Annotated in this window: 13 protein-coding genes; 3 read left to right on the top strand and 10 right to left on the bottom strand. The window is 43.8% G+C overall.

The window, feature by feature from the left end; all coding sequences use genetic code 11:
- The first annotated feature begins 60 nt into the window (after positions 1-60).
- A complete protein-coding gene (locus tag AC1DXF_RS11180) occupies positions 61-879 on the top strand; it encodes a helix-turn-helix domain-containing protein (protein ID WP_477448544.1) in 819 nt (272 codons plus the stop codon).
- Positions 880-920: 41 nt separating this feature from the next.
- The gene (locus tag AC1DXF_RS11175; RefSeq protein WP_477448542.1) at positions 921-2,471 is read left to right on the top strand and encodes an FAD-dependent monooxygenase; all 1,551 of its coding nucleotides are present in this window, start codon (positions 921-923) and stop codon (positions 2,469-2,471) included.
- Positions 2,472-2,599: 128 nt separating this feature from the next.
- On the opposite strand, the gene AC1DXF_RS11170 is transcribed toward AC1DXF_RS11175, so the two are convergent.
- The 9 genes from AC1DXF_RS11170 to AC1DXF_RS11130 form a co-directional block, all read right to left on the bottom strand.
- Positions 2,600-4,885: a GH92 family glycosyl hydrolase gene (locus AC1DXF_RS11170; protein WP_477448540.1), complete on the bottom strand. Its 2,286-nt coding sequence runs from the start codon at positions 4,883-4,885 to the stop codon at positions 2,600-2,602.
- Positions 4,886-5,016: 131 nt separating this feature from the next.
- Complete coding sequence (locus tag AC1DXF_RS11165) at positions 5,017-6,216, bottom strand: acyltransferase family protein (RefSeq protein WP_477448538.1); 1,200 nt, start codon at positions 6,214-6,216, stop codon at positions 5,017-5,019.
- An 18-nt stretch (positions 6,217-6,234) separates the two neighbouring features.
- Positions 6,235-8,454, bottom strand: coding sequence for an alpha-N-acetylglucosaminidase (locus AC1DXF_RS11160; protein ID WP_477448536.1), 2,220 nt, complete (start codon positions 8,452-8,454; stop codon positions 6,235-6,237).
- 83 nt (positions 8,455-8,537) lie between these two features.
- On the bottom strand, positions 8,538-10,130 hold the full coding sequence (locus AC1DXF_RS11155) for a RagB/SusD family nutrient uptake outer membrane protein (protein WP_477448534.1): 1,593 nt from the start codon (positions 10,128-10,130) through the stop codon (positions 8,538-8,540).
- A gap of 20 nt (positions 10,131-10,150) precedes the next feature.
- Entirely contained in the window at positions 10,151-13,420 is a 3,270-nt protein-coding gene (locus AC1DXF_RS11150) for a SusC/RagA family TonB-linked outer membrane protein (RefSeq protein ID WP_477448532.1), read from the bottom strand.
- 254 nt (positions 13,421-13,674) lie between these two features.
- Positions 13,675-14,676 (bottom strand): FecR family protein, encoded by a 1,002-nt coding sequence (locus AC1DXF_RS11145; RefSeq protein ID WP_477448530.1) that lies wholly within the window; start codon positions 14,674-14,676, stop codon positions 13,675-13,677.
- 436 nt (positions 14,677-15,112) lie between these two features.
- Positions 15,113-15,703, bottom strand: coding sequence for an RNA polymerase sigma factor (locus AC1DXF_RS11140; RefSeq protein WP_477448528.1), 591 nt, complete (start codon positions 15,701-15,703; stop codon positions 15,113-15,115).
- 229 nt (positions 15,704-15,932) lie between these two features.
- Positions 15,933-16,802, bottom strand: coding sequence for an inositol oxygenase family protein (locus tag AC1DXF_RS11135; RefSeq protein ID WP_477448527.1), 870 nt, complete (start codon positions 16,800-16,802; stop codon positions 15,933-15,935).
- A gap of 274 nt (positions 16,803-17,076) precedes the next feature.
- Entirely contained in the window at positions 17,077-18,606 is a 1,530-nt protein-coding gene (locus AC1DXF_RS11130; RefSeq protein WP_477448525.1) for a glycoside hydrolase family 28 protein, read from the bottom strand.
- Between the two features lie 199 nt (positions 18,607-18,805).
- On the opposite strand from AC1DXF_RS11130, the gene AC1DXF_RS11125 reads away from it, so the two are divergent.
- Positions 18,806-19,810, top strand: coding sequence for a LacI family DNA-binding transcriptional regulator (locus tag AC1DXF_RS11125; RefSeq protein WP_477448523.1), 1,005 nt, complete (start codon positions 18,806-18,808; stop codon positions 19,808-19,810).
- A gap of 46 nt (positions 19,811-19,856) precedes the next feature.
- On the opposite strand, the gene AC1DXF_RS11120 is transcribed toward AC1DXF_RS11125, so the two are convergent.
- On the bottom strand, positions 19,857-23,429 hold a 3,573-nt coding region (locus AC1DXF_RS11120; RefSeq protein WP_477448521.1), incomplete at its 5' end, for a GH92 family glycosyl hydrolase.

The raw sequence follows: 23,429 nt of genomic DNA, 5'->3' as shown, positions 1-23,429 counted from the left end.
GCCTCAAGCCGAAAGATTTGGAGCTTTTGTTTTTGCCTTCAAATTTAGATATCTTTAAATATGCAGCACCAAGAATTTGAACCTCCTGAAGAACTACGGGATGCCATAAAGTGCTTTTGGTACAACCGAAGAGACTCCGGAGAAGTACAATCAAGTTTTGAGGTACAACCTGATGGCTACGCTGAAATTATTTTTCATTTCGGAAGCAGCTGCAGCATTTCTCGCAATGGAGGCTTGCAACAATTACCATCACCGTTTATGATGGGGCTGCTCAATCAGCCTGTTCTTTTTTACACAAAAAACCGTTTAGAGATCATTGGCGTCAGGTGCTTTCCCTGGACAGTGTTCGATTTACTCGGACTGCCGTCCGGGAAAGGCGGAGTGTGCATATTTGATCACCCTATCGCCCAGCTTCAAGCCTCGTTGAATAAGTTGGTTCTTACCGGCAGGATAGATGAAGCGCTGGCCCGGGTAAAACAATATTTCGTGAATGCCCGGTCGGGGGTTGCTATTGACAGTATGCTATTCAAAGCGGGAGTTGCTATGAGGGAAACAAACGGCACTATACCGGTAAGCCAGGTAGCGGCGGCGGCCCATGCTACGGTTCGTACGCTGGAACGAAACTTCAAGCAATCGTCTGGCTACACGGTTAAGGATGTATCCGGTTTAATGCGCTTTGAGCAGGTACGAAACCGATTATGGCTTTATCCAAATTCCAACCTTTCAGGCATAGCCCATGAGCTGGGCTATACGGATCAATCCCATCTAAGCAGGGAATTCAAACGCTACAGCGGCACTACACCGGCGGCCTTCGCGCGGAAAGCAAAGAACGGAAAGACGGCCATCGGCAGTGATTTTGTCGCGTTTGTACAAGCCTGAAACAGGAGCATTCCTGAATTTTGTGTATCAAATCATTCTATATGAAAGCTACACTTAAAAGCGATAAATCTGCACAAAATACTTCTATCTACGATGTTATCATTTCCGGCGCGGGCCCTGTAGGCCTGTTCCTCGCCTGCGAACTGGCCCTGGGCAAATGTTCGGTACTAATACTGGAAAAAGCCGAGAATCCGCAGTCGCCACTAAAGCAATTACCCTTCGGAATCCGGGGGCTCTCGGCGCCTACTATCGAAGCGCTATACCGGCGTGGGCTGCTGCAAGAACTTGAGGTACATAAACGCCTTAAAAATCCCCATCAAAACGCCGGACAAGGGTTACGGCGCCAGGTTGGACACTTTGCCGGCATTCCATTTCATGAAGGCGATATTGACACCTCCCGATGGACAAATCGTCTGCCGGGCCCCACCGAAATCAGTTTAATTTCTGAAATGGAGGAGCTTGAAGCCGTACTGAGCCGACGCGCTGCAGACCTGAGTGTAGTAATTAAGCGCGGGCTTGCCATTACACACTTTCATCAAACAGAGGACGGGGTAACCGTTCAGGCAGGCGGGCAATCTTTTCAAGGTAAATGGCTGGTGGGTTGCGATGGAAGCCGCAGCGTTGTTCGCAAGTTGGGCGGTTTTGAATTTGCGGGAACGGAACCTGAATTTACCGGTTACACTACCCGGGTTGACATTGCCGATCCTGAGAAGCTAAGCCTGGGCCGGAACGTGACGCCAAGGGGAATGTACCTCCAATCTCAGCCAGGCTACCTGATGATACAGGATTTTGACGGCGGGGCGTTTCATAGCTCAGGAAAATCAATCACTCGTGAGCACTTACAAGAGGTGTTACGCCGTATTTCGGATACCGACGTTACCATCAATGCCCTGCATATTGCTACCACCTGGACTGACCGCGCACGGCAGGCCACAACCTACCGCAACGGACGGGTGTTATTAGCAGGCGATGCGGCGCACATCCATTCACCATTAGGAGGCCAGGGACTTAACCTTGGGCTGGGCGATGCCATGAACCTGGGCTGGAAGCTTGCCGCAACCATCCGGCAAAAAGCTCCGGAAGGCTTGCTGGATAGTTATTATACCGAACGGCACCCAATTGGTGCACAAGTTTTGGATTGGTCACGAGCCCAGGTTGCTATCATGAAACCGGATCCCTATGCCCGCGCGCTGAATGCGATTTTTCGCGACCTTATGAATACACGCGATGGTGCCACTTATTTTGCAGGAAGGGTGTGGGGCGTTCACACGCACTGCAACCTTGGTGGCGGCCACCCTTTGGCAGGCCACAGCGTTCCCAATTTTGAGCTGGAAGACGGTGCAAAAATTGGCGAGCTTATGCACGACGGCCTGGGGATACTGCTTGATTTTGATGCGAACCCCTCGCTTAAAACTTTGGCGGGTGAATACGGCGACCGATTGAAGTATGTTTCAGGCAGCACAAAAGAGCGATTAGGTGTAAGCGCCGCGCTGATACGCCCTGACGGGATTATAGCCTGGGCTTCTTCTGACAACCACCCGGATTGCAGCGAACTCCAAAAGGCTATCCCCCGTTGGTTTGTTGGTAATTGAGAGATTAATAAAGTAGAACTACGCTCGTCTCTACCGGCCCATCTGAACAAACGGAATGTATCCTCCTATTTTTCAGCTTACCTGTTGGTGCCTTAAATTATAATTCCACCTGAGTTAACGCTCATCCTTTATTTCGCAGGTTGGTATCCGGGTTGTGCGCCCCATTTAACATCCGGCTTATCCTGCATATAAAATTCCAGGCTACCACCGTTCATGATCTGTTTGTAGCTTATATAATTACGTGGGCTAAACTTCCCATTCAGCTTTACCTGGTAGATGTATGCTGAGGTTTTACTTTTTTTGTGGCAGGTTATGGTGGTGCTTTTCCCATTGGGCAGCTTCAATATTACTTTATCAAAAATTGGCGAACATAACAGAAAATCGCCCGATACCGGGTTTACCGGGTAAAAACCCATGGATGCGAACATGTACCAGGCCGACATCTGACCCGCATCGTCATTACCTCCCAAACCACCCGGACCATCGCTGTATTCCGTTGCAAGTATCTCCCTAACCCGTTGCTGGGCCTTCCAGGGAGCAGGGGTATAGTTGTACATAAAAGGGATTTGATGACCGGGCTCATTGCCGTGCCAGTATTCTTTTTTCAAAAATAAACTATCCAATGCCAATTCCAGTTTGGCGGGGCCGCCCATTAGCCGGGCAAGCCCTGGAATATCCTGGGGTACGTAAAATGTGTATTGGCGGGGTGTGCCCTCGGTAATATAGCTTTCTTTTTTATCGGGATTGTAATCCGCTATCCAGCTGCCATTCGCGTAGCGGCCACGTACCATGCCTGTTGCCGGGTCAAAAACGTTTTTATAGTAACCCGCACGTTGCATCAGCAATTTATAATCTACTGTTTTATTTATTTGTTTCGCAAATTGCGATAAGGCGTAATCATCATAAGCATACTCCATGGTACGGCTCACCTGCTCTTTTTTATGGAAGGCATCGGGTACGCTATCTTCCAGCGGTATATAATGATATTTTAGATAACTATCCAAAGCCCGACGGCCTTTACCTTCTACATAATCAGCTTTATTGGCCGGTATATCAAATGCATTGTGCCGCAATAAGCCATAAGCTTCGTTTACATCATAATCGCGGATACCTTTAAGATAGGCGGAGCTGATTACCGAAGCCGTATGATCGCCTATCATTTCCGATGTATAATTGTTCCAGCAGGGGAATATAGGCATCCAGCCCCCTTGCCTGCCTTTGATAATCAGCGAGCGTACCAGGTCGTTTACAAAAGCAGGTTTCAGTATTTCGTACAAAGGAATTTCGGCACGGTAAATATCCCACATCGAAAAATCATCGTAATAATTGCCCTTTGCCAGCTTTGCGTTTTTATAACCTGTGGCAAACATCGGGTAGCTGCCATCAACATCACTAAACAGGCGGGGTTGCTGCATGGTATGGTAATAGGCGGTGTAAAAAATATTTTTGTCTTTAACGCTATTGGTAGTTACGCTGATCTGGCTCAACGCTTTTTGCCAAACCGCTTTACAGGTTACAACTGCTTTATCAAAATCAAACCCGGGCATTTCTGCCTGTAAATTTTTACGGGCGCCATCAAGGCTGGTAAATGATGTCCCTATGCGGATCACCAGCTTTTCGCCCCTGTTCATTTTAAAGCCGACAAAAGCGCCTGCTCCCGGCTGATCTTTTATGCTTGTGGCTGATAAAATTTTGTCGTCGGTAAACGTACCGGTCCGCCCGGCAGCTTTTTCAAACCTGATTACAAAGAACCCGTTAAAACCGGCGCTTTTGCCCCATCCCTGGTAAATGCGATGAGCCGGGTTATAACCATATACCTCACCCCTTTTAGCATCTACTTTTATAAAACCCTCATGCCTGTCGCTGTTGGGCGTAATCAGCAAAAAAAGGCTATCCGTTTTATCCATAGTAAACTGCATCATACCACAGCGTGGAGTGGCCGTTACGGCGGCATGTACGCTATATTCGGCTAAATTAACCTGGTATAAATAAGGGGTTAACAGCTCATCGGTGTGTTTAAATGAGGTTTGGTAATTGTTGGTTTTTAATTTCCCGGTTATGGGCATAATGGTAACGCTGCCATAATCCTGCGTGCATGAACCACTTAACCAATGCGAGCCGCGCAGGCCGTAAAACAGGCTATCTTTATAAAGATACGGTGGTACGCACTTATTTTCTGTTGCCTGGGTTTCCGGCGTCCACTGCGTCATGGCGAATGGCGTGGTTACCGCAGGAATAGTATTAGCCTGCGATGCGGCATACCCAGAACCGTGCTTTACTGCCGATGCTGTTGTGGCAACGGCGGTACCTGCCAATGGCTGTACGTATTTAACAACATCCTGCGCAAAAGCAGCTGCTGAGCCAATCAATAGCAATAAAATAAAATATAAACGCCTCCCTTTATAAAGTATCATACATGTCATGTTAATCGTGTAATAGTCTTTAGCCGAAAGTCTTAAGTCCTAAGTCAAAAAAGAATAAATATAACTTTTGACTTAAGACTCAGTACTATTAACTTAACACTAAGCTTCTGCAACGCACAAGACTATATTTTCAAAAATATTTTGTTTCGATATAAAAAATAAAGCAATGCAAGCTGCACAATCACGATGCTTATGGCTTGCCAAACCGTTTGCCATAGCGGCGACACGTACTGGATCAGTCCACCAAAAAAGTAATGGGCGGTATGCTGAAAATCGATCATGCCTTCGGATGCCAGGTAAATAAGGATTGAATTTACGCCGATAAGCACAAAAGGGAAAGCCCATTTACGATAGCCCGCCACATCAATAACCAGGTAAAAAACAGACAGGAAAACCAAACTCCATCCACCTACAAATAAAACAAAAGAGCTTGTCCACAGGCGTTTATTAATAGGGAAGGTTAAATTCCACACGGAGCCGATGGCAATTAGTATCAGTCCGGCCACAAACAATGCCAGACCCTTTTTCCACATGGGCCATTTTACCGACTGGTATTTTAAAAACTGGCCGGTAAAGATGCCCAGCATGGCTGTGCCAATTGCCGGAATGGTTGATAACACCCCTTCGGGATCATGTATTTTATCATGTAACCGGCCGGGAAGTAATAAACGATCTACATATGACTCAAGGCTACCATTCATGGTTAAAACACCTGCGCCATAACCGGGAACGGGGATAAGCATCATGGCTGCCCAGTAGCCTACTAACAGCACAGCAAACCAAACAAGCTGCTGCCGGGTATTAAAATTTAAATAAATGAGCCCGGCAAAAAACCAGGCCAGGCCGATACGTCCTAATACGCTGGCGAAACGAGTTTGCTCATACCCATTCCACTTAAAAAGGCCGTTAACAACCATCCCCAAAAAAAGCAGGATAAGGGTACGGCGGATCATGGATAAATAGATGCTCCGCTTATCTGCTTTGGGTAAAAACTGTGCATCGTTTACTCCCGCCTTCAGCATTTTATTGTGCATAGAGTATGGCATAGACACACCGGCTATAAACAAAAACAGCGGAAAGATCATATCATAAAATGTAATCCCATTCCAATCGGTATGGTGCAGCTGGCCCGACATCCACAATAAAACCGACCAATTGGTTGCCTTCGCCAGGGCGTGTACCACACCTTCGCCGCTCATTATCCAAAACATATCAAAGCCACGCAGCGCATCTAATGATAGTAAGCGGGGTAACTTTACAGGCGTATTTTTACCATCGTTGGTATTTATAAAAGGATCAGCTACTATTGGTACGTTGGCCATATGCCTTAAAGATTATTGTTATTTTAAGTCTGCCCCTATTTTAGTCCGGTACTTTTTATACAGTTGTTGGGCCATCAATATGCTGTTGCCTTTTGTACTTACCGGGTAAGGTTTTTGTGTATTTACCCAGTTCCATTCCCAGGCGCTTATATTTTTATCAAATGCGGCGGCATCCATCGGCTTGGCAGCTTTCAAGGCGGCTTTAGCTTCGGTAAAAAACTTTTGCCATCTCACCTTATAAAAATCATTTAACAAACCGCTCCACTGGCGGCAGGAGTATTCATGAAGCGGGCTTTTTTCGTCGCCCCAAAGGGTAACCAGGTTTCGGGCGTTTCGTTCATAAATTGCCTTTTCGGTTGGGGTGGTTCCGCAATTACGGGCATCGGCAAGCCATGGGCCTAATAAAAAATCTTTACGTGTTGCCAAAAGCGCATCCATATCGCCAATCAATTGAAGGTACTGACTGCTGTATTTATCAAAGTCGATCACGTTTTTATCCTCATAAGCCTTTACCCATTTTTGCTGCAATGGCCTGGCGTAGTTGGCTAATACCTGTCTCGATAAATCAACCAGGTCATACTGAAAGCCATCGCTCTTGCTGCACGAGGGTACGGCCTTCATCAGTTCGTCCCAGGCGGGCAGCAGGTCTTTACGCTGATAATTTAGCTTAGTCCTCGTCCACACCGCGGCCGAATCAAACGTTGGCCTGCCTGTTATGATTGACTCCGAGGCATCGCGGATATCTTTACCGTTATAAACGGTTTCTTTTAATACCTGCCATGCTTTAAGTGTATGTTGGTTCACGTTGCCGTAGCGGTTTAAAATGTATGACCGAAGCCAGTTATCCAGGTTAATGGGCTCGTTTTGCCAGGTGTTGCTGGTCATTAATTCATACAACACAGGATTTTGTTCAATGCCTTCCATGGTAAGGCCAATGCCTGCCAATTTGCCCGATGCAGTATCTTTAAGGGCCAGCGCGGGGCCGGTGGCTACGCCTTCAATCCTACCAAACATCCCGATATTGCCGCCAAAATTATGCAGCATGTTCCAAATCCAGGGCTTGCCATAATAGGCTTCGGTACGCTTCCAAACGGGTTCTATCTCGGTCGCCAAATCAAGCATAATCATATGATCGTTGGGGACAGCCTCCAATAAAGCTTTTATCTGTGGTGTTTTCCAGAATTTACGGTCGCTATAAAAAAGCCAGCCCTGCATTACCCACACGGCTTTCGGGTCGGCACTACTCATAGCCTGGTACACTCTCGAACTTAATGCCGATAAATAGGTAGGATCATCAGTTGGCGGTTCATTTTCATTAAAGGTATCGGCCGAGTATAAATGATCGGTGCCGTATAAGCGCGTTTGGGTTTCTAAAAACTTACGCCCAATTAAGTCAAACATTGGGTCGTGGGTATCCAATATATAGGTGTCGCCAAAACCATTGTTCCAGTTAGTCTTTTTCAGTTTTGAATTTGGGAAGCGTGTCATGAACGCGGCGGGTACATGGCCGGTAAATGATTGCAAAACGGGCTTCATGCCAAGCGCTCTTTCACGCTTTAATATTTTTTGCTGCAAATCGCGGTGACTTGTCATCCAGCTTAGGGGCAGGGGGCCGCCCCAGCCATCCAGGTTGCCCATCCAAAACCATGAAAAATAAGCTGGGCCGCAGAAAAATGATTTCAAATCATTATCGGTAAAACCCATATCCTTATAAACTTCGTACCAGGTATACTCCTGGCCGGTTAATGCAAGCGGCATATCAATGCCATGCAGGGCCATCCAGTCAATTTCTTTTTCCCACCGTTTCCAGTCCCACCAGCTCATGCTATAGTTGTAGGTGCAATAGTTTAGGTAATAGCGGTATTGGTAGGGTGTGTTTTTATGAATTTTTGCGGTTACAGCGGGTAATTTTGCGGGCAGGTTTAAATTGGTGCCATTCCAGGTTACCTGGCAGTGGCAGTATTCGGTTAGGTAATAGTATAATGCAGATGCTACTGCGACACCATTATTGCCCCTTAATACAATTTTGTTGTTAATACTTTCTATTTCAAAGGCATCTTTTCCGTTAATCGCCGGGATTTCTTCCACCTTAAAATGTGTTGCCGCCTTTGGTATTACGCGGCCAATTAAAGCGTATGATGCATTCTTGTTAACCTGGGCATTTGCACCTCCACGGATAAAAATTAAAATAACAAGCAGGGCAAAAAAAAGCTTTGCAGGCAATTTGTTTAACAACATATTAAGCAATTATATTAAAAACAAAAGACGGTAAAAAACAAATACAGGCCGGTATGCGGCCTGTATTTGTTAAACAATATTGGTTAATAACCTGGGTTTTGTACCAGTTTTGGATTTAACTGCATCTCGGGCCTTGGTATCGGGAAAATGCGTTTGGCAGGATTTGCATCGGTTTTTATACCCCATGATTTTTCAAACTGACCAAAACGAATAACGTCATTACGGCGCCACATTTCCATGGACAGCTCGCGGCCACGCTCGTCTAATATATCAGCTAACGTAACTGCGGCCAAAGGGGTGGCTTTTGCACGCGCCCTTACCTGGTTAACCAATGATAAAGGCGAATCGCCGTTGGTGGCGGTTGCACCTCTTAAAATGGCTTCCGCTTTCTCCAGCAACACATCGGCATACCTGAACATCGGCACATCATTACCCTGGTTACGGTCGGTGTTTAAGCTATCCGGATAAAATTTATTATTCCTGTAGCCTTCTTCGTTGGCAAGTTCATCATTACCAATATCAAAAGTGGCGTTATTCTTCCATATAATATCTGGCGTAAACTCCAGCTGGTGTACAACCTGGGCAGTAGGATTTGGGCCGCTATAGCTTGCATCAAGCCCTATGTTGGTTGTAGTAATATTTATTGGCGTGCCATCATTGTTATATTGCTTACCAACCAGGTATTGTTTTTTACGAATATCATTAGCATCGTTAAACAAAGCATAGTACTCTTTATAAGTATACACCGGTCCATCGGGCGTGTAAGGCATTTTATATTTACTTTTCAAATTAGGGTTAAGCGTCCAGCGGGAATAATACTGCCCCTGCGCCTGCACACCATCAAAAGGTACGGCAAAAATAAAATCCTTAATCTGCGGACCATTGTTGGGTTTAAACATGCCCAAATAATCGGCATCTAAAGAATATTGGCCGCCTTTTATAATATTATCGCACATGGTAACCGCATCCTGGTACCTTGGCGTGCCAATGTAATATTGGGCATTAAGGTACATTTTTGCAAGTATGGCATAAGCTAAACCTTTGGTTGGCCTGCCGTAAGTTGTTACGCCCGACGTAGCGCTCAGATCAGGAATTTGCGCAAGCAATTCGCTTTCGATAAAGGCAAACACCGCGGCTCTTGGCTGAGTGCCCAGGTTGGTGGTATCGCCAAATTTTTTGCTGATAGGAACATTGCCAAAAAGGTCCATCAAATAAAAGTAAGATAATGCCCGCATGGTTTTAATTTCGGCAACGGTTTGCTTTTTAGCGTCACTTGCAGGTGTAGCGTCAAACAACGACAATACCTGGTTACATAAACTTATGGTTCCGTAACCCCACTGCCAGCAGGTTTCTGTCATACCGTTATCGGGGGTTACGGTATGCAGGTTTACGGTTGAATAAGTACCGCCATCAAGCCAGTTGCCGCCACGGGCCACCAATACACATTCGTCTGTACTTAAATTTTGCAATAGCCAGTACTGCCTGCCCGGCGCCCCGCGAAACGAGGTGTAAATAGGCCCTGTGGCAGCTACGTACTGAGCCGGTGTGGTTGGAAAAATAGACGGGGTAAGCGCCGATTTAGGCGTGATATCTAACTTAGTACAGCCCGAAAGGTAAATAGCCCCCATAACCATGGCAATAAGGCCAGGTTTTATATATCTTTTTAAATTATTCATGTCTGTTAGGTTAATGGTTATTATAAATCAACTTGTATACCTGCAAGGAAGCTCCTTGTTTTTGGATAAAAATTATTACTATCAACGCCAATAAACTGGCCGCTTGCCTGGTTATCGATGTTCAAATTCAACTCGGGATCAACCCCTTTGTATTTGGTGATAATAAACAAGTTGGTACCGGTAACATACAAACGGATGCCGTGTACATAATTACCTGCAACATTAAATTTGTAAGCAAGTGTTGCATTACTTAACCTGATAAACGCGCCACTTTCAAGATAACGTGTTGAATACAAGTTGGCGTTAACATCGGTACCTGGCTCGCTTAATGTTAAGGTAGGCACACCGTGCGCCGAAGCCTGGGTTGGTTGGTTAAAGCTGGCCAAAGATGCGTTCATGATTTTATTACCGCCCTGACCTCTGAAAAAGAAATTAAGGCTAAAGTTTTTATACGTAAAATCGTTGCCCAAACCAAATGTATAAGTTGGCTGTGCATTACCTGCATAGGTTTGATCGGCACTTGTAGGCGTTGTGGTTGGCTGGCCATTAGCGCCTAAAAATGTTGACACACCGTTAGGACGGCCAAGGTATTTCAGCGTATAAAACTCGCCAAGCGGATAGCCGGCTTCAATAATAGATACCTTTATACCGCTTTGTCCGGGTCCTTCAGGATCACCCACATATATTTTAGACAGATTTGGCGCCAGTGATGTGATCTTATTTTTATTAAATGAAATGTTGCCGTAGCTGCTCCAGGTAAAGTCTTTTGATTTGATAGGCGTACCGTTCAGGGCTATTTCAACACCTTTGTTAGACATACTGCCTACGTTTTCTACCTTGGTGGATACGAAGTTATTGATCAGTGATACCGGAACGGTAGTGATCATATCGGTTGTTTTTTTATTGTAGATGTCAACCGAGCCCCCCAGCCTTCCTTTTAATATAGAGAATTCGACACCGCCATTAAGCGTACCTGTACTTTCCCATTTCAAATCCGGATTCGGGTTCTGGGTTACACCAATAGCGCCGATATAGGCACCGTTGTAATAAAAACTACCGGTAGTACCATAAAGCGTTATAGGTGTATAAGGCGAGAAGCCTAACGAGTTACCTGTTTTACCATATCCTACCCTCAGTTTCAAATCGTCAAACAGCGATTGCGATTTCATGAAGCCCTCGTCGATTATGCGCCATGCGGCCGAAGCGGCGGGGAAATATCCCCAGCGGTTGTTGGTACCAAAAGCGTTTGACCCATCCCGGCGTAACGATGCCTGCAAAAGGTATTTACCTAAGTAGCTGTAATTTACGCGAGAATAAAATGAAACCAGGCGCAACGTTTCCTGGTTAACGCCGCCATAATCAACGCGGTAACCGGCAGCCGGCGTACCTAACGCCAGGTTACTATAACCGGTAGCATCAGAAATAAAATTCTGATTAGTTGACTGAAAACCGTCACCCGTTGTAGTTTGATCTATTGAATAACCAAACAGGATTTTAAAATTATGCTTATCATTCCAATTATGAGCATAGGTTAAATAGTTTTCAAATAACTTTTTGGTATCTGTATACGTCGACCGGATAGCTTTACCGTTAAGACTTGGAGCAAGCTCAGATGCGGAATTGTAATAAGTATTGTTATCGGTATTGGTTTCCTGGTAAGCTAAGTTAAAATTGTAAAGCAGGCCGGCTGGTAATATCAACTCACCGCGAACATTACCCAATAGCAAGCTAACTTTTTGTTTGTAGGTATCATTGGTAATAAGGCCAACCGGGTTATAACCCAGTTTTAAAGTGGGGTCGTTATAAAATGTACCATCAGCATTATAAATGGTACGGGTAGGCAAATACTGAACTATCGACTTAAACAAGCCAGGACTTTGACCGTTTGCGCTTGACAAGGGAATATCATTAACCAGCAGATTTGAGTTGGTAACTGCATTGCTTAAGGAGAAATCCAGTTTCAATTTATCATTCAGCGCTTTTTGCGTGATATTAAGCCTGCCTATAACACGTTTTAAACCACTGCTTTTAACAATACCCTGGTTATCCAGGAAATTTAAACTTCCGTTATAAGTAGTTTTATCGGTACCGCCACCAAACGAAAGGTTATGGTTTTGCGAAAAGCCTGTATTGCGTTCAACGGCTTTTTGCCAATCGGTATTTCCGCCATTGTCATTTGCCGGCGTAAAACTTTGTCCGTTAGCTTTTACATAGGCCCTAAGCTGATCGGCGCTGGCTACATCAAACTGGTTAGATACTTTTTCAAACGCTCCGTAACCATTGTAAGTCATCCTCATCTGGCCTGCTTTAGCTTTTTTAGTAGTTACTAAAATCACACCATTGGTAGCCCTGGTTCCATAGATTGCTGCAGCGGAGGCATCCTTTAACACATCTATTGAAGCAATATCCGAAGGGGCAAGCAAATTGAAATCCGCTCCCGGTACGCCGTCTATTACGTAAAATGGTACTGATGCGGCGCCAGCCCTTATTGACGATGGCCCGCGAAGCGTAACAGAAGCTTTGCCATTGGGGTTACCATCACTGGTGATATTTAAACCGGCCACTTTACCTTCCAGTAAATCGGCAGGGCTTGTTACCACACCGGCGTTAAATTGCTCGGCCTTAACCGTAGCAATGGAGCTGGTTAATTCCTTTTTTGTTGTGGTACCGTAGCCTACAACAACTACTGTAGATAATGAATTGGCCGAAGGCACCAACGTAACCTTTATTACGGTTTGCGTACCAACTGTTATCCGTTGCGTATCAAAACCGATATAAGAGAATACCAATACAGCGTTTTCGTTGGCCACCTGTACCCTAAACTTACCCTCTAAATCGGTAACAGCACCAGTTGCAAGCCCTGCTATTTTAACAGAAACGCCAATCAGTGGCAGTCCTTTATCATCTACAACGGTACCTGTTATAATGGTAGGCGGAGGAAGCTCCACTTTTTTCTCAACCGGTGGTTTTGGTGCAGGTTTAACCAACAAACTACCTTCAACTTCGGTATATGTAAATTGATTATCCAGTAAAACCTTTTTTAATACGGCTTCCAGTTTCTCGTTGCGTGCCGTCAGGGTCACTTTAACATCGCTTTCCATATTATTGCCGGTATACATAATCCGCACACCTGTATTTGCCGAAATGCGTTCAAGCGCATCAGAAAGCGGCATTTTTTTCAATTTAAGGGTAACTGGCTTTTCCAGTACGCTTTGTCCGTATGAGTTATCGGCCATAGCAATGGACGATAGCGAGCAGACAACTAATAAAATAATCGCATTAATTTTCATAACTAGTGTTATGGCTCGAAAGAATCTTTCGGGTATAGTTTTTTTCATATTTTTGCTATATTAAAGTGTTATAGGTCAAGCTGGAACGTGCTATGGTTCTTGAGGCCTCCTGCATGCTCCATTAATAAATCTTTGGCATTTTATTCCTCCAAAACTGGCCCGGCCATTTTGGAGGATCATTTTCTCTTTCCCTTGTTTTAACTCATAGCTTTTATTTAGGTGTCAAACATTATTTGTTTTATATAATCGGTATTTTAGTTACAGCCCTTACCTTTTAAGGTATAGGTGCCGTCCTCCTTTTTAAAGTGGGCATTTATAAGGGCTTCTATCAGCTTTAGCACTTTTTGCAATGGCATATTATTAAAATCGGCATACAAGGTGCAGTTAAGCAGATTTTTATCGGCCTTGATCACTACGTTATATTTGCGCTGAACATCGGCCAGAACATCAGATAAAGGTGTATTATGGTATTGTAGCTTCCCCTGCTGCCAGCTAATAATCGATAACGCATCGTCAATTTTTGCGGCGACCAGTGTTTGGCTGGTTTTGGTATATACCAGCTGCATATTGGGAGTAAGCAATACCGCAGGTTGTTTTACGGCAGTTGCTAATACTCCTACCTTGCCGCTTACTACGGTTACTTTAATGGCTTTATCCTCGTTATAAGCTTTAACATTAAAGCTGGTACCTAAAACGGTAGTTTTAATTTTGCCCGAATGGATGATAAATGGTTTGCTGCTATTATGCGCTACTTTAAAAAAAGCTTCGCCGGTAAGGATAACTTCTCTTGTGTTTTCTTTAAATTTATCAGGGTAGCTCAACCGGCTGCCCGAGTTAAGGCATATGGTGGTGCCATCAGATAAACTTATTAGTTTTATTTCGCCGTTTAGCGCTACTGTTTCCTGGTACTTAACCGGATCTATCCAATTATCCAGTTGTTTTCTGAACAAGTAGCCGGTACAAAATACGGTGGCAACAGATGCAGCAATGGCCATTTTTACCAGCAACCGCCTTATTGGAAATACCTGTTCGGGGGGCGTAATTATACGTTGATGGATATTTTTTAGTATTTGATTGGATGCCTGATCGCTGAGGGTGAGTTTTTGTTCCAGCACATCTTTACTGAAACCATCAAGCGCTATTAGGTATAACTCTGAGATATCTCCCTTCAGGTATTCAGCAAGCCAGCGCTTGTCGTCCTGGGTCAGGATATCAGTTTTATAAAGCCTTTCTAAACGTTGAACTATGGTTTCCACGAGCAATTTTTATATAAATACGCCGGGAGGTTTAAAACGGGGGGATGGTTTTGTAATTATTTTCAAAAAAAATTCAAAAAACTACAAACAGGTATTTTAACGCATAAGATACCCGATTTTTCAGGCTGTTTTTTTTGAACTTTTACGAGAAAAATCTTCTTTTTATTTTTGTATCAAAAAATGTACTTTTTGTATCGATAAATAGCGCATTTGTTGTTAAAAAGTGTAAATTAATTAACTTATTTTCACCTGTTTGTGCATGAATAAATTGCTGTTTTGATATACAAAAAGAAGCGTGTAAATTTGTAGTGTTTACCCACAAATTAAAGCAGTTTCTTTGGTGTTTTGCACCGCATTGGACTCCTGGAATTCGCGTTGATTTGTGTGAAGTAGGCTTTATTAATTTAACCCCACACACAATAAGCATAGATCGAAATTATTGGTCGATACCAACCCAATAACAGGCCAGCAACACGCCGGCGGTTTTCCATTCGGCCTGGTGTTCGTGGATATGGTTTTTCACTGCGGCCACAGCATGGCCAAGATACTCTTTAACGGTATGTTTAGATATGTTCAATTTTTCGGCAGCCTCCTCGTAAGTTTTCCCTTCTAACTTGCAAAGGGTAAATACTTTTTTACGCTGGGGCGATAGCTGATCGATGGCCTGGTGCAACAAATAATATTGATCGTCAATTAGGTGAAGGTTGCTATCTTCCTGCTCAATTTCAGCAAAAGGCATGGTATTAACAACCGCAGCCTCACGTAGCTTTTTACGTAAATATGATATCGATTTGTTAAAACTCAGCACAAAAAGCCAGCCGCTTACAGATTGATCGGCATTAATTTCGGCGCGTTTTTCCCACAGTGCGATAAAAATATCCTGCAAAATATCGCAGGAGATATCATCATCCTTAGTGAGTTTATAAATATTACGATAAATGGCCTGGTGATACTTTTGATAAAGCAGATCAAATGCGCCGATGTCATCATCGTGTAGGCGAAACACTAAATCTTTATCTGCGTCCATATCTATAAAAACCGGTAATTATTTAATCATTTAACAAGCAGGAATTATTGTGAAAATACAAATATTTTATTTGCCCATAAACATTTCACAGTGTGTTTGGGCCGGTTTATTGATTTTTAAGGTAAACCTGTTTTAAACTTAACCTGCTAAATCGTTATTTTATGCAGGTTAAGTAAACAGGCAAATCAATTAAAATCAACAAAATTTGTTACCGTAGGGGTACATTAAATTATAATTTAACAGTAGCCGGCAAATATTTGGCAATTAAATCCTCATAGTAAGGTTTTAATTCTGATACTACCGGTGGCTTAGGGCTTTTGGAGTACAGGTCGTAAGGGTTAAATTTATCAACCCATTTAAACATCTCCTGGTCATGCGCATTCAGCAAATGATCATAAGCCTTTTCGCGATGTTGCGAGTAAAACGAATGGTAACGGATCATATACAACGCTTCTTCGGGCAAATAATCTTTGGTAATGTGGTACAGGTATTCATCATGCCCCCATGACATGTGCACGTTATCTAACCCGCACTGGTGGGTGTAAACACCGTATTTGGTATTATAGCGCTCATCAGTGCTATCGGGGTTGGCGGCAAAAAATTCAGGGTAAACTATCTTATCCGAAAACTTGCATCCTACGGGGAACGAATCGCCTACAACGTTCCACTGGGGTTCGCCAAAAAGGCAAAGCACCTTGCCTAAATCGTGAATAAAGCCGGTTAATACAAACCAATCAGGATGCCCATCAGCACGGATTGCTTCAGATGTTTGCAATAAATGCTGCAACTGATCGAGTGAAATATCAGGGTCTGATTCATCAACCAGCGTATTCAAATACTCCATTGCCGACCACCATGGCATTTCCATTTTATCAAACTGTAAAAAATTAGCCTTTTTTGCTAAAACGTTACCATAAGTTTGATAAGTGTGGTTAAGCCTGTAAAACTCCCTTACCGGGTTGTCTTCGGCATCATTATAAACCCTGAACTCCTCTTTGGCTTTAGCTGTGCCGGGTTCGGGATACCTGCTTAATACATCATCTTCCCAAACATCCAGACTTGGCAGCGGCGAAATTTCTTTTTCAGTTAACTTTTGCATATCGTAAAGTATTCAAACAATTAATTATTAAATATTGGTAAAGCCCTCATTTGTTAAACTCTAAAATATACCTATCGCTACCCCCGGAAACCTTGAAGTAAAAACTCCAGCAGGCTGTTCATAAACCGGCAATCCAATAAATAAGTTTTAAAATGAGCCGCGCTTAAAGGCACAGTTTAGCTTTATAATGTTTTAAAATTCACTAAAAAAAACATCGGTTTTACATAATTGGGGGTATTTATTTACGTAAACGATTACGTACATCAACCTTTCCCTATTTTGTAAGTACCTTATTTTTAGCACTTCCGGGCACCTGAATATTTTGCATTAACGATTTAGTAACGCCAAAAAGCGCTATTACGGGCAATGATTTAACCTGCGGTATTTTAAGTGAATTAAGGGTTAACCCATCAATATCTTCAAACACGCAGGCAGCCCTAAAATCCCGGCCGGCGCAGCTAAGTGTTACATTTTTAAAGCTCACCCCTGCCGCGTGGCGGGCATAAAAACCCCAGGCGGGCAATTCGCCAAACATCGAAAACTCAGGATAATCACGCGGGTTTTCGGGTATCCTGGTCAATGAATCTAAACTTACATGGGCAACAGTTTTACTGGCATCGCCATGATATACTATTTTAATATTCTGCAGGGTTACGTTTTGAACAGGATGCCCCGGTAAACCAGCAATTGATGATGGGAAGGGGTTGTGTGAGCCTTTAACCTCCGGCCCTTCCATTGGGTATCCTTTATCGGGCTTGCCTTTGGGCACATCAACGGTTACGTTGCTTATCCTAATGCCATTAATCTTACTCACTACAGTGTCTTTATTACGATGGCCAAGACGTATAAAAATGGCATTACCCGTATTAACGGCATTAATGTTACTAATGTCAATATCTTCCATCACGCCGCCATCAACACATTCCAGCGCAATTGCCGAGCGGTAGGTGTCATAAATTTTGATGTCCTTTATGGTAATTTTTTTAAAGCCGCCCCATGAAGCGGTGCCAAATTTAATACCGCTGGCGCTTGAACGCGTGGTACAGTTGGCTATATATATATTCTCGCAGCAGCTGTTCCGGTCGCTCGATTTCAGGCAGATGCCGTCATCATCAGCATTAAAAAAGCTGTTTGTAAGCTTTACATTTTTACAATCCACAAGGTCAATACCATCATTATTCCAGTAGGTGTTGCTTACTACCTTAATGCTGTCAATAACCATATCCCTGCACTTATTGTAATCCTGTATCCACACCAGGCCATTTTGAATGGTTATGCCTTTTACCTGTATACCGGTGCAATTAAAAAAGCCGATTAATTTAGGCCGGTTTGGCTCTTCAGGCTGAATTTGCCCCCAGGGATTAGTTTTTTGCCATAACGAATCCCGCAGTTTTCCGGCCTTCAGCATCGCGAAAAGATCTTTCAGCAATTCGTCGCCGTTGCCGTCAATTGTTCCTTTACCAGTGATGCCAATGTGTTGCTGATCTTTGGCAAATATCAGGGGCGATGCATGCCCTTCGCCATAATCAGTCCGTTTTGCGCTCCCCAGCAATACGGCGTTAGCAGCCAGGTTTAGGGTAACGTTTGATTTTAGGTTGATAACCCCCGTTAAAAACTTCCCGGCCGGAACATATACCGTACCGCCGCCTTGCGCGTTTGCATTATCAATAGCCTTTTGAATACTGATAGTGTTATTGGTAATACCATCGGCCTTTGCGCCGTAATCAGTTATTTTAAAAACCTTTTGCTGTGCATAACCGGCAAAGGGCAAAGCAAGCAAAGCCAAAAAAGAAAATATTTTCATGATAAACTATCGATAAAGAATAAAAGCAGGTTTATTATCCCTGCGTATGCCACACGCCAGGGGTTTATTTTTATATCAGGCATCTAAGTTGTTAAACTTTTACTTTAGTTTGGGGCATCGGCATCCATTTATTTACGTAAACGTTTGCATAAACCCCTTTATATTAGTAAAATTATACCGTTATAAAAAGGTATCCGCAATGGGTAACATTAATTTAAAAGAACTCGCTTTAGCGTTAAATTTATCAACCGCCACAGTATCAAGGGCGCTACGGGATAGTCATGAAATAAGCCCCGAAACCAAAAAGAAGGTTTTGGAACTGGCTAAACAATTAAACTATGAACCCAACCCTGCCGCCAGCAATTTAAGGAGCCACAAAACAAAAACCATTGCTGTAATTATTCCCGAAGTAACCAATAACTTTTTTTCTCAGGCCATAAATGGCATCGAAGAAATAGCACGCCAGCATGATTATCATGTTTTAATTTACCAAACACACGAAAACAGCGATTTGGAAATGGCCTTTATGCGCCGTTTGCTGAGTGGACGTGTTGATGGGATCCTGATTTCGGTTGCAAGCGAAACCAATAACGATCAAAATTTTAAGGATATTATTAACCAGTTACCCGTTGTTTTTTTCGACAGGGTAAATGAGGATATAGACGCCGTAAAAATAACCACTGATGATTACGAAAGCACGTATAATGCTACCTGCCATTTAATTGAGTGCGGGTGCAGGAAAATTGCCTACCTGATGGCCTTAAATAACCTATCGACAGGAAAAAAACGGTTTGCAGGATATTGCGCCGCGTTAAACGACAACCATATTGCCAAAAACGATGCCCTAATTGTAAACGACACCAACGATGAAGATGAAAATTACGCGCTAATAAAAAAACTGCTGACTGATGAAAAACCCGACAGCATTATCACATCCATTGAAAACCTGGCCCTGCCCTGTTACTATGCCTGCCGGGAGCTCAACCTGAATATCCCCCGCGACATTAAAATAATAAGCTTTTCGAACCTCAAAACCGCCCCTCTTTTAAATCCTTCACTCAGCACAATTACACAGCCTGCCTTTGAGATGGGAAAAGAAGCGGCAAACATCCTTTTTAAAATATTGAACAAAAAGTATTTTGAACCGAACGAAACGCTGGTACTTAAATCAACTATCATAAAAAGGGAATCGACTGGGTTTTAAGTATATTCAACCGCCGGCTCCCTGCTTATTTTATTTTTGTTAGTAATCAATTGCCTCCTTCCCCTGGTTTTTCTTTTTTTACTATCTGCATCACTTCGTCAGCGTTTAGGGCGGCCTGGTAAACTTTTACCTTATCCATATATCCATGAAAAATCCTTTCAGATGGAAATTCCTCATTTCTGCCTAAAGTCCATTTGTTGGTTACCGATAGGTTTGCCGTGATTTCCGTCACGGTAGTACCTGCCAGCGCGCCATCAATATACAGGTAAAGTGTTTTACCGGTGCACACCCCTGCAATGTGATGCCAATGATTATTCCAGTTGGCGGGCAGGTTAACGGTGCAATCACCCCGGCCCCAGCCCCCGGCAAAAAAAGTGAGTGTTTGATGATCAGATACCTGTAAAACGTGGCTATCACCTTTGGTTATCATGTCAACCAGCCCCCTTTCGTTCCCGGTGGGATATACCCAGCCCATCATGGTAATGGTTTCGCCCATATTATCAAGGGCGGGAGCGTTGGGTACCTCCACAAAAGTATGTTCATTAAACTCAAGCCTGCCGCTGGTTTTAGGTTTTCCGGTAATAACTATTTGCCCGTCATTTTGAAACCCGGAGTTGTCTTTTACTGAATTACCGGCCGAATAATCTATGGGAGAAAGATCAAGCAAAAGTGATTCTGTGTTGTCCTGGTACACCTTGTAAACCACCTTTTGATCACCTGCGGATATCCTTTGGAACCCCTTTGAAGCACCTGCCAGTACGTGGTCTATCACCTTTTTTTCGCCGGGTTCCAAAACAACGGTATCGGTAAAAATTAAGGTGTCGTTTTTTGCTATGGGGACATTAAAAGTTTGTTTTACGCCGCCAATATTCTTGATGGTATAAGCGAGGTGTTGCGGCTCATTTACTTTAAGCATCGGGGTAGCGGTAAGGCCGGTAATTTTAAAGGGATGAGCCGGGGGATTTGGCGGCAGTTTTACATCGACCCTAACCGGAGGCAGACCATCCAATTTAAGTTCCGTTTTCCCAATAGGGTAAAGCCGGCATACCAGCGAATCTTTTTGGAGACCGTCCAAAACTACCATGCAATTTTTGTAAGCATACGGTTTGCCATTTACCAATAGCGTAACAATTTTAACGCCGGTAGTCCCTTTGTTACTGATTGAAAAATGAACGGTAAAAGATTCATCGGGCGCGACGCTGTTTTTTGAAACGGAACAACTCAACATTTTAAAGTCAGGGTTTTGTTTTGTTTCGGATAACTCGACAGGGTTGTTATCCTTTGGCCACTTGTCTGCCTTATCCGTTAAATCAAAAAACATTGAACCACCAGCTGTTAATACCGAATGCGGCAGGGTTAACTGTTGCCAGGGTTTACCGTTAATGGTTAAGGCCTTTACGTAACCTTTTGTATCTGAAACATTACTATTTACAGTAAACTGTTTTCCGTTTGGCAGGTGCAGTGTAACAGATTTAAACAAGGGCGTGCCGATAGCGTAGTAAGGCCTGCCGGGGCAGACCGGGTAAATACCCATGGCGCTAAAAACATACCAGCTGGAGGTTGAGCCCAGGTCGTCATTACCGGGTAAGCCGCCAGGGGTATTGCTAAAACGATGCATCATAATTTGCTTTAACCATTTTTGGGTTAAAGCCGGTTTGCCTGCCTGGTTAAACAGGTAGGGCAAATGAAATACGGTTTCGTTATCAAACAGGATCACGTTATTGCTAAGCGCCGAATCGAGCCGGCCCGCGAACTGTTTGTTACCTCCGGTGAGGTTAATAAGATCTTTGGTGTTATGCGGTACGAAGTAAGAGTACACCCACTTATCCCCCTCCTTATAACCCGACATGCCCGGCTGTAATTTAAACTCATCATCGTTGCGAGGCAATAGTAATAGTTGATCGTTATTTAAAAGATTGCGGTAGCTGTAGCCCCGGTTTGCCAAAAGCCGGTAGTCTTTATCATTATAGACAACGTTTTTGGCAAATTGCGATAAAGCCCAATCATCATATGCATATTCAACCGTGCGGGTAACCGACTCGGACCGGGTAAAGGGGATATAACCTTTTTGATTAAAGATCTCCATATCCGGCTGAATAAAGGGCTGTTCCAGTACGCTTTTCTTCATGGCCATATAAGCCAGCTGCTTATCAAAACCGGCTATCCCTTTCATGTAGCTATCTACAATAATCGGTATCGCGTGGTTGCCTGTCATCGATTCGGTTGGCAGGTGGCCGGTTTGTTTGTAAATATCCAGCGTAGATAAAATCACGTCCTGCTGCTTATCCGGGTAAAGCAATGTAAGCAAGGGATGCAGGGAGCGAAAAGTGTCCCAAGGAGAGAAAGCACCATATTGGTTGGCGCCTGTTTTTTGGTGGATGTTGCCATCGGCTCCCATATAACGGCCATCCACATCGTCAATTACCCAGGGAATTAAAAGCGAATGATACAGTGCGGTATAAAAAACGGATTTATTTGTATCGCTGCTATCGGTTACATCAACAACAGCCAGTTTTTTTTGCCACTCGTTGGCGGTACGTTTACGCAGCTGGTCAAAGGATAGTGGCCCTATTTCCTGGTCTATATTGCGCTGCGCACTTGCATAGCCAACTGTGGAAGCACTCAATTTAAGCCCGATAATTTTATCGCCCTTTACACCTGATGAAAAACCGAAAATCCAACCGCCTTTAGCTTGTTTTTTTGAGATAAAAGGCTCGGTAAAATTGATAACCATATTGCCGTTGGAGGCATGGAGTATTTTGGGCGATATAACACTAATATCTCCTGCATCGCCGATAAATATCTGCGGTGATGAACCTGCAGTAAACGTAAAGCGGAATATCCCCGTACGGGTTGTTGCTGTGGCCTCGACGGTGCTGTGGTCGTCATCAAACATCACCTTATAGTAGCCGGGGCTTGCCGTTTCGTGGTTATGCGAAAACTTCCTGTAGTACTTACCTGGTTCAAATCCATTAACTGCTTTAACCGGCATCACATAAAACCTGCCTGCTGATCCCTCGGGAAAGCCGCTCATATGCCTAAAACAGCTAAAATAATAAATGGCGCTATCTCCATAATTGTAACCCTTTCCAAACCTGGTTTCGGCGCTTAATTGTATCAAACCCGATGGTGCAACGGCACCGGGATAGGTGCCCCCCTCGCTGCCCCATTTGGTGAGCACATTGCTTTGGGCTGTGCCGATGAAGGGGTTTACGTATGGCAGATGGTTTGCTTGTTGGGCGGAGGCCGAAAACTTTAGCAGGATTAAAATAACTGTTAAAGAAAACAAAGACTTATAAAGTTGTTTAGCGTTAAACAAACCACCCTTCATTGTGAGGTACGAAGCAATCCCCGATGTAGCGGATTCTGAAGGGGAAATGGCATTCAAAAATAAAAGACTGTCATCCTGAGGTACGAAGGATCTATTCGCGAACTTTTCTATCTGATATGCAATGTTGATAGATCCTTCGTTCCTCAGGATGACAGGAAAATTGGATGGCTTATGGGTAGGGACGAAGTATCTATTCGCGAACTTTTCTATCTGATATGCAATGTTGATAGATCCTTCGTTCCTCAGGATGACAGGAAAATTGGATGGCTTATGGGTAGGGACGAAGTA

It is taken from the genome of Mucilaginibacter sp. P2_A5 (assembly GCF_056404995.1).
This window is presented reverse-complemented; position numbering and strand designations above follow the sequence as displayed.